Here is a 6,083-nt window from a genome sequence, read left to right on the forward strand (position 1 = left end):
TCGCGGGTCTTCCGCGAGGAGCAGCGCCTGGCCGACCTTCCCATGACCGATCCCGACGAGCACAAGAGCATCACCCTGATGGCAATCCAGGACGGCCATTTGATTGGCACCGGACGCCTCTCCCCTCCAGCGCCGCAGCGGCTGGCATATCTCTCCTGGATCGCGACCGAGCGCGAGTACCGCAAGCATGGCGTCGGCTCAGCCATTGTCACCGAACTGGTCGATGCGGCCGACCGGGCCGGCTACCCCATGACGCTGCTCAGCGCCCAAACCCACGCGATTCGCTTCTACCGTCAGTTCGGCTACAAACCCTTCGGCACGGTCTTCACCGTGCGCGGCATCCCTCACCAATCGATGTCGCGTTCTCGACCAGCGTCCTGATGAGAATATCCTAGTAAATCAGTCGGATATCTGCTAGGGTTACCCGCGTAGCGCTGAACCGGACGTTCGACGGCGATCTAGAACTCGACGACATTCAACGGAAAGGGAGACAGCTCTTCATGAGGGAGAGACTGCCAATTCATCGCGCGCTGTTGGCCATCGCCGCCGCATTGCTGCTCATTGTCGGAGCGTTGAGCGCCACGGTTTCCGCACAGGGAGCGCCGGAAGCGGACACGATTGTCATCACCCACGTGCAAGGCGAGACGGAAGTACCACTGAACCCAGATGTCGTGTTGACGTTCGACCTCTCCAGCGCCGACACACTGGACAAGTTGGGCGTCAAGGTGGCAGGACTGCCGAAATCGAATCTCGGAGGGGAATTCGAGCGCTTCAACACCGATGAGTATCTCGATATCGGCACGCTATTCGAGCCGGACTACGAAGCAGTTGCGGCCGCGAAGCCGGATCTGATCATTGTCGCGAACCGCTCAGCCGAGGCGTTGCCGGAGCTAAGCAAGATCGCGCCGACCATCGACCTGACCGGCGAAGGCGTCGATTTCATGGGAGATCTGACCAACCAGACCATGACGCTTGCTTCGATCTTCGGAAAGCAAGCCGAAGCGGAAGCTGCGCTGGCCGATCTGAACGCGCAGATCGAAGCGCTACGCGAAAAAACCGCCGACGCCGGCACCGGTTTGGTCATTCTTACCGCAGGCGGCGAAGTCTCTGCGGTGTCGCCGGGCTGGACTCGCGGCGCATTCATCTACGACACGCTTGGATTCCAGCTTCCGGTGGAAGATGTCGAGGAAGCCACGCACGGCGAGCCGATCTCGTTCGAGTTCCTGCTGGAGCACAACCCGGACTGGCTCTTCGTCTTCGATCGGGACGCGGTCACCGGCGAAGAAGGCGCCTCGGCCGAGGAAGTGCTGGACAACGCGCTCATGCACGAGACGACCGCCTGGCAGAACGACCAGATCGTCTATCTCGATCCCTACAACTGGTACATCGTCATGACCGGTCTCGGAACGGTGCAGTCGATGATCGACGAAATCGACGCGGCGTTCGCGGAGTAACGCGCATTGCCGGCGGTTGAGTCTCCTCAGCCGCCGGCGCTGTTTCCACTGAATGGTCGAAACTCGTTTCTCGAAATCTCTCGGGTTCTTGCCGATCGCGGTGTTGCTGGTGGGCGTCCTGGCGCTCGTCAGTATCTCCATTGGCGTCTACAGCATGGATTGGCGTTCGATTCTCTCGGGAGATGGAGTCGATCACACGACCATGGTGCTAATCGAAAGCCGAGTTCCGCGCACCGTGGCGATCATTCTGGCCGGAGCGTCGCTGGCGATAGCCGGTTTGATCATGCAGTTGCTGGTGCGCAACCGGTTCGTGGAACCATCACTCGCGGGCACCACCGAATCGGCAACCCTCGGATTGTTGGCCGTTGCGATCCTGGCGCCGGGAATCCCAATCTTCGCCAAGATGGTGGTGGCGTCGTTCTTCGCGCTTGTTGGAACCTTTGTGTTTCTGGCGATTCTGCACCGGATTCCGCTTCGATCACCGTTGATGGTGCCGCTCATCGGCATCATGCTCGGCGGCGTGATCTCCTCCGTTACCACGTTCTTCGCCTACCGGCATGACCTTCTGCAGTCACTCTCTGCCTGGACCACAGGCGATTTTTCGAGCATGTTGCGCGGCCGATATGAACTTCTTTGGCTGGCTGGTGGGCTGGCGATTCTGGCATTCATCGCGTCGGACCGTTTCACCGTGGCCGGCATGGGTGAAGAGTTCACGACCAATTTGGGACTCAACTATCGTCTGGTGATGTTCATAGGCATGGCAATCGTGGCGTTGGTAACCGCCGTGGATGTCGTCACGGTTGGAGCCATCCCTTTTCTCGGGTTGATCGTGCCCAACCTGGTGCGCATGGTCATGGGTGATAACGCGCGGGTCTCGATTCCATGGATCGCGGTAAGCGGAGCAGCCTTTGTGCTCCTCTGCGACATCCTTGGACGATTGATCCGCTATCCGTTCAATTCCGATCGTAAGCGTCATGGTGGGGGTGATTGGAAGTTTCCTTTCCCCTGGTCTTGCTCCTCTGGAAATCACCCCCGTGTCAGCTAGCAACACGGCAGTCACACACACCGCAGCCGTTCAGACCGGAAGCGACCGTACTCCCTGATTCGTCTCTGCATCGTCGCGCTCTTGCTCCTGACGACGATCGCGCTCTTCATGACTGTGAAGCCAACGGCAATTGGGACATAATGCTCCATTTCGGGCTCGCAAGATCGCCGCGATGGGGCTCGTTGGCATCGCGATTGCGATCTCTACCGTTGCATTCCAAACAATCACGGAGAATCGCATTCTTACCCCGGCCATCATGGGATTCGACGCGCTCTACATGCTAATCCAAACGATGGTGGTCTTCTTTTTCGGTAGCAGCCGCTTGTTGACCCTCGATCCGCAACTGCAGTTCGGCATCGAAGTCACAATCATGGTCGTTTTCTGTACCGCCATTTTCTGGATCCTCTTTCTCAGAGCCCGATACAGCATCTATCTGATTGTGATGGTCGGCATCATCTTCGGAGCGCTCTTTCGCAGCTTGACCAATTTCGCGCAGCGCATGATCGAGCCAAGCGATTTTGCTGTGCTCCAGGATGCCGGTTTCGCCAGCTTCAATGCCATCGACCAGACGTTGCTCGTGATGGCTGCGGTGCTCGTGCTCGGCGCGTCGTTGATTCTCTGGCATCAATTGCCAGAGCTCGATCTCCTCATCCTGGGTCGCAACAGCGCGGTCAGCCTTGGGGTCGACTATCGCCGCTCTGTGGCCATCGTGCTGGTCGCCACCATCGTGCTCACCGCAGTCTCGACGGCGCTCGTCGGACCGGTTGCGTTCTTCGGTCTGCTGGTGGCGAACGTCGCGTATCTCATTGCCGGGTCGCCCTGGCATCGCTACACGTTGCCGACGGCCGCCATGCTTGGCGTCATGGCGCTCGTCGGCGGCCAGGCAGTCCTCGAGCATGCCTTTGGGCTCAATAGCAGCCTGTCGGTCATCATCGAATTCATCGGAGGAATTGCGTTCATCTATCTGATCCTGCGGAGGAGCGCCAGATGATCCAGGTCGAACAGGCGACCAAGCGGTATGGGAATGTGACTGTTGTGGACCAAGTCTCGCTGACCATTCCGCGTGGCGGGCTGACGACCATCATCGGACCGAACGGCGCTGGCAAATCGACCCTGCTGGGTATGATGAGTCGGCTCGTCGGAATGGATGGCGGAACGATCCGCGTGGACGGGCTCGACGTCAGCACCACCCCGAGCCGCGATCTTGCGCAACGCCTCTCGATTCTGCGGCAGGACAACCGGCTCGATGCTCGGTTGACCGTACGTGACCTGGTGGCATTTGGGCGCTATCCCTATTCACGCGGTCGATTGACGATCGAGGACCGGGACAAGATCGAAGCCGCCATCGAATACATGCACCTCGATCCGATGCGCGAGCGATTCCTGGATGAGCTCTCGGGCGGACAACGACAACGCGCGTTTGTTGCGATGGTGCTGGCGCAAGACACCGACTATGTGCTGCTCGACGAGCCGCTGAACAGCCTTGACATGAAGCATGCAGTGGGAATCATGCGGATGTTGCGCAGAACCGCGGACGAGCTTGGCAAGACCATCGTGATGGTCTTGCACGATATCAACTTCGCCTCCTGTTACTCTGACCATATCGTCGCTATGGCCAATGGCAAGGTGCTCTATCACACCACTCCGATGGAGTTGATGACCACCGAGACACTCTCCGTCATTTATGGCCTCGATGTCGAGGTTCAGGAGATCGCCGGGAACCGTATCGGGATCTACTACCGCTGATTCAGGGCGATTCGCCTGTCATCCAGCGCACGGTCTCCAGTCCCACGATCTCCATTGCCGGCATGCCACTCGCATCGGTCACGAACTGCACCACTGCTCCGGGAGCGACCCCGCTGGCCATGACGTAGCTCCCGTCAGGCAATGCCAAGATGGGGATTGCACGGGAGCTTTGCCGAAGCAGCAGCGTCCCAACATCATCGAATCCAAGGCTCCAGCCACGCTCGTAGAAGCCAATCCAGGCCGCGATCTTCGCCTCGTCGGCCGGCGTGGCGGCAGCGGCGAGATCGGTCAATGCTTGAGCAGCAGCCCGATACTGTGAGACCGCGGCATCAGCCGCGCCGATGTTGAGACCGTACAAGGTCTCGACAAACAGCGCGGAGACGTATTGCACGTATCCCAATCCGCGCGAAAGCGGCCCGACATTCGTGTTGACGACGAGTCCAATCCCATCGTCAGGCAACAGCGCCAGGAAGGTGGTAAAACCGTCGATTCCGCCGGCATGTGAGACCAAGCGGCGCCCTCCACGATAGGTGAAATCGAGCCATCCCATACCGTATCCGGAACGGACGAGATCGGGGTTCGTCTCGGTATCGAAGGGGACATCGACATTCGAAGCCCAGCACTCCGCTAGGTTCTTTTCGGAGACAACACGCGTCCCGTCGTTCGCCACTCCTCGATTGAGTTGCATCATGACGTAGCGTGTCATCTCGTCATGGGTAGCTAGCGTTCCACCGGCAGGCGCGTAGCTGCCGACTGGGGCAAATGGTTGCCGCGCGGTTCCGTGCGAGAAATCGGGACCATAGCCGGTCGCATACTCTGCGGTGAACGGTCTCGGGTCATCCGCGATGCGAGCACTGGACATGCCGGTAGGTCCGTAGACTCGTTCGCTCATCTGGGATGCGTAGGTGGAGCCGATCTCGGACGGATCGACACCCAACGCAAGGGCCGGGAGGTAGCCGCCTACCGAATAGACCGTTCCGTTGTAGAAGAACTGGTCTCCCGGGGCTCCGATAACAGGAAGGCCGCTGAGCATCTGCAACAGTTGCGGTGTCGTTGGATCACCCTGATGAAAAGCGGAAACCGCGTCCGGCTCACCGATTCCCGAGGACATGTTCAGCATGTCGCGCACCCGCAAGGTATCCGTGAGTTCGGCCGTGGGCGCTCGAAAGTCGGGGAATACTTCGCGTACTCGCTGGTCCCAGTCGAGCACTCCTTCGTCGACATAGGTAGCAACCAGGAGCGACGTCATCGACTTGGTTGTGGATGCCACCAGAAAGTGCGTCTCTGGAGTGACAGGCGTTCCGGTTTCGAGATCGCGAACCCCGAACATGCGCCGGTAGGCAATCTCGTCGCCAACAACCACGGAAACTGCCACACCGACCATGTCAAAGGTGGACTGGGCAGTTTCGATCGACGTGTCGAATCGCCCCCAGTCGAGACCAGAACTCGCGGTCGGAGTAGCCTCTTGAGCGCTTGAGCTCGACGACGCGAGAAGAGTTGCAGCGATCGCGGTGGACGCGCCCGCTGATTTGACGAATGTGCGTCGAGTCAGACGATGATCCATGAAGGTGGACATGATGTGGCTTGCTACCTCCTTCGAAACCCGATCCGAACTTGGCTGGCGCCAGTGATCCTCAGCCTAGTCTCTCGAAGCAACATCGCCTATCCGTAGGAGTACTGAATCGTGGCGTGCTGGTACGCGGGTCAACGCTGTGCCGAATGCTGAAATGCCACCTGATGCGCTTGCGTTCCTGAAGCGCCTGATGCCAATGACGACTCGACGCGGGACGAATCGCGGGCATCATCTCTCGTCAATTGACTGCAACGAAGACGGCGGC

The 6,083-nt window shown here is 59.3% G+C and carries 6 protein-coding genes; 5 read left to right on the forward strand and 1 reads right to left on the reverse strand.

All coding sequences use genetic code 11. The annotated features are described in order from the left end of the window. The 5 genes from R2855_19740 to R2855_19760 all read left to right on the forward strand — a co-directional run. Nucleotides 1-381: GNAT family N-acetyltransferase (locus R2855_19740; protein ID MEZ4533237.1), on the forward strand; the 381-nt coding region annotated here is incomplete at its 5' end. Nucleotides 382-500: 119 nt separating this feature from the next. Next, a complete protein-coding gene (locus R2855_19745) occupies nt 501-1,454 on the forward strand; it encodes a siderophore ABC transporter substrate-binding protein (GenBank protein ID MEZ4533238.1) in 954 nt (317 codons plus the stop codon). Between the two features lie 52 nt (nt 1,455-1,506). Next, nucleotides 1,507-2,499, forward strand: a complete 993-nt coding sequence (locus R2855_19750; GenBank protein MEZ4533239.1) for an iron chelate uptake ABC transporter family permease subunit — start codon at nt 1,507-1,509, stop codon at nt 2,497-2,499. A gap of 130 nt (nt 2,500-2,629) precedes the next feature. Further along, on the forward strand, nt 2,630-3,490 hold the full coding sequence (locus R2855_19755; GenBank protein ID MEZ4533240.1) for an iron chelate uptake ABC transporter family permease subunit: 861 nt from the start codon (nt 2,630-2,632) through the stop codon (nt 3,488-3,490). Further along, nucleotides 3,487-4,245 (forward strand): ATP-binding cassette domain-containing protein, encoded by a 759-nt coding sequence (locus R2855_19760; protein ID MEZ4533241.1) that lies wholly within the window; start codon nt 3,487-3,489, stop codon nt 4,243-4,245. Before R2855_19755 ends, R2855_19760 begins: the two co-directional genes overlap by 4 nt. A 1-nt stretch (nt 4,246) precedes the next feature. On the opposite strand, the gene R2855_19765 is transcribed toward R2855_19760, so the two are convergent. Beyond that, nucleotides 4,247-5,821 (reverse strand): serine hydrolase domain-containing protein, encoded by a 1,575-nt coding sequence (locus tag R2855_19765; GenBank protein MEZ4533242.1) that lies wholly within the window; start codon nt 5,819-5,821, stop codon nt 4,247-4,249. Nucleotides 5,822-6,083 lie beyond the last annotated feature (262 nt).

This window comes from Thermomicrobiales bacterium, from assembly GCA_041390825.1.
Classification (GTDB): Bacteria; Chloroflexota; Chloroflexia; order Thermomicrobiales; family UBA6265; genus JAMLHN01.

What these genes read in the sequence shown, in the direction of transcription:
- R2855_19745 (MEZ4533238.1), top strand. Translation starts at nt 501, where the DNA reads ATGAGGGAGAGACTGCCAATTCATCGCGCGCTGTTGGCCATCGCCGCC.
- R2855_19750 (MEZ4533239.1), top strand. Translation starts at nt 1,507, where the DNA reads ATGGTCGAAACTCGTTTCTCGAAATCTCTCGGGTTCTTGCCGATCGCG.
- R2855_19760 (MEZ4533241.1), top strand. Translation starts at nt 3,487, where the DNA reads ATGATCCAGGTCGAACAGGCGACCAAGCGGTATGGGAATGTGACTGTT.
- R2855_19765 (MEZ4533242.1), bottom strand. Translation starts at nt 5,821, where the DNA reads ATGTCCACCTTCATGGATCATCGTCTGACTCGACGCACATTCGTCAAA.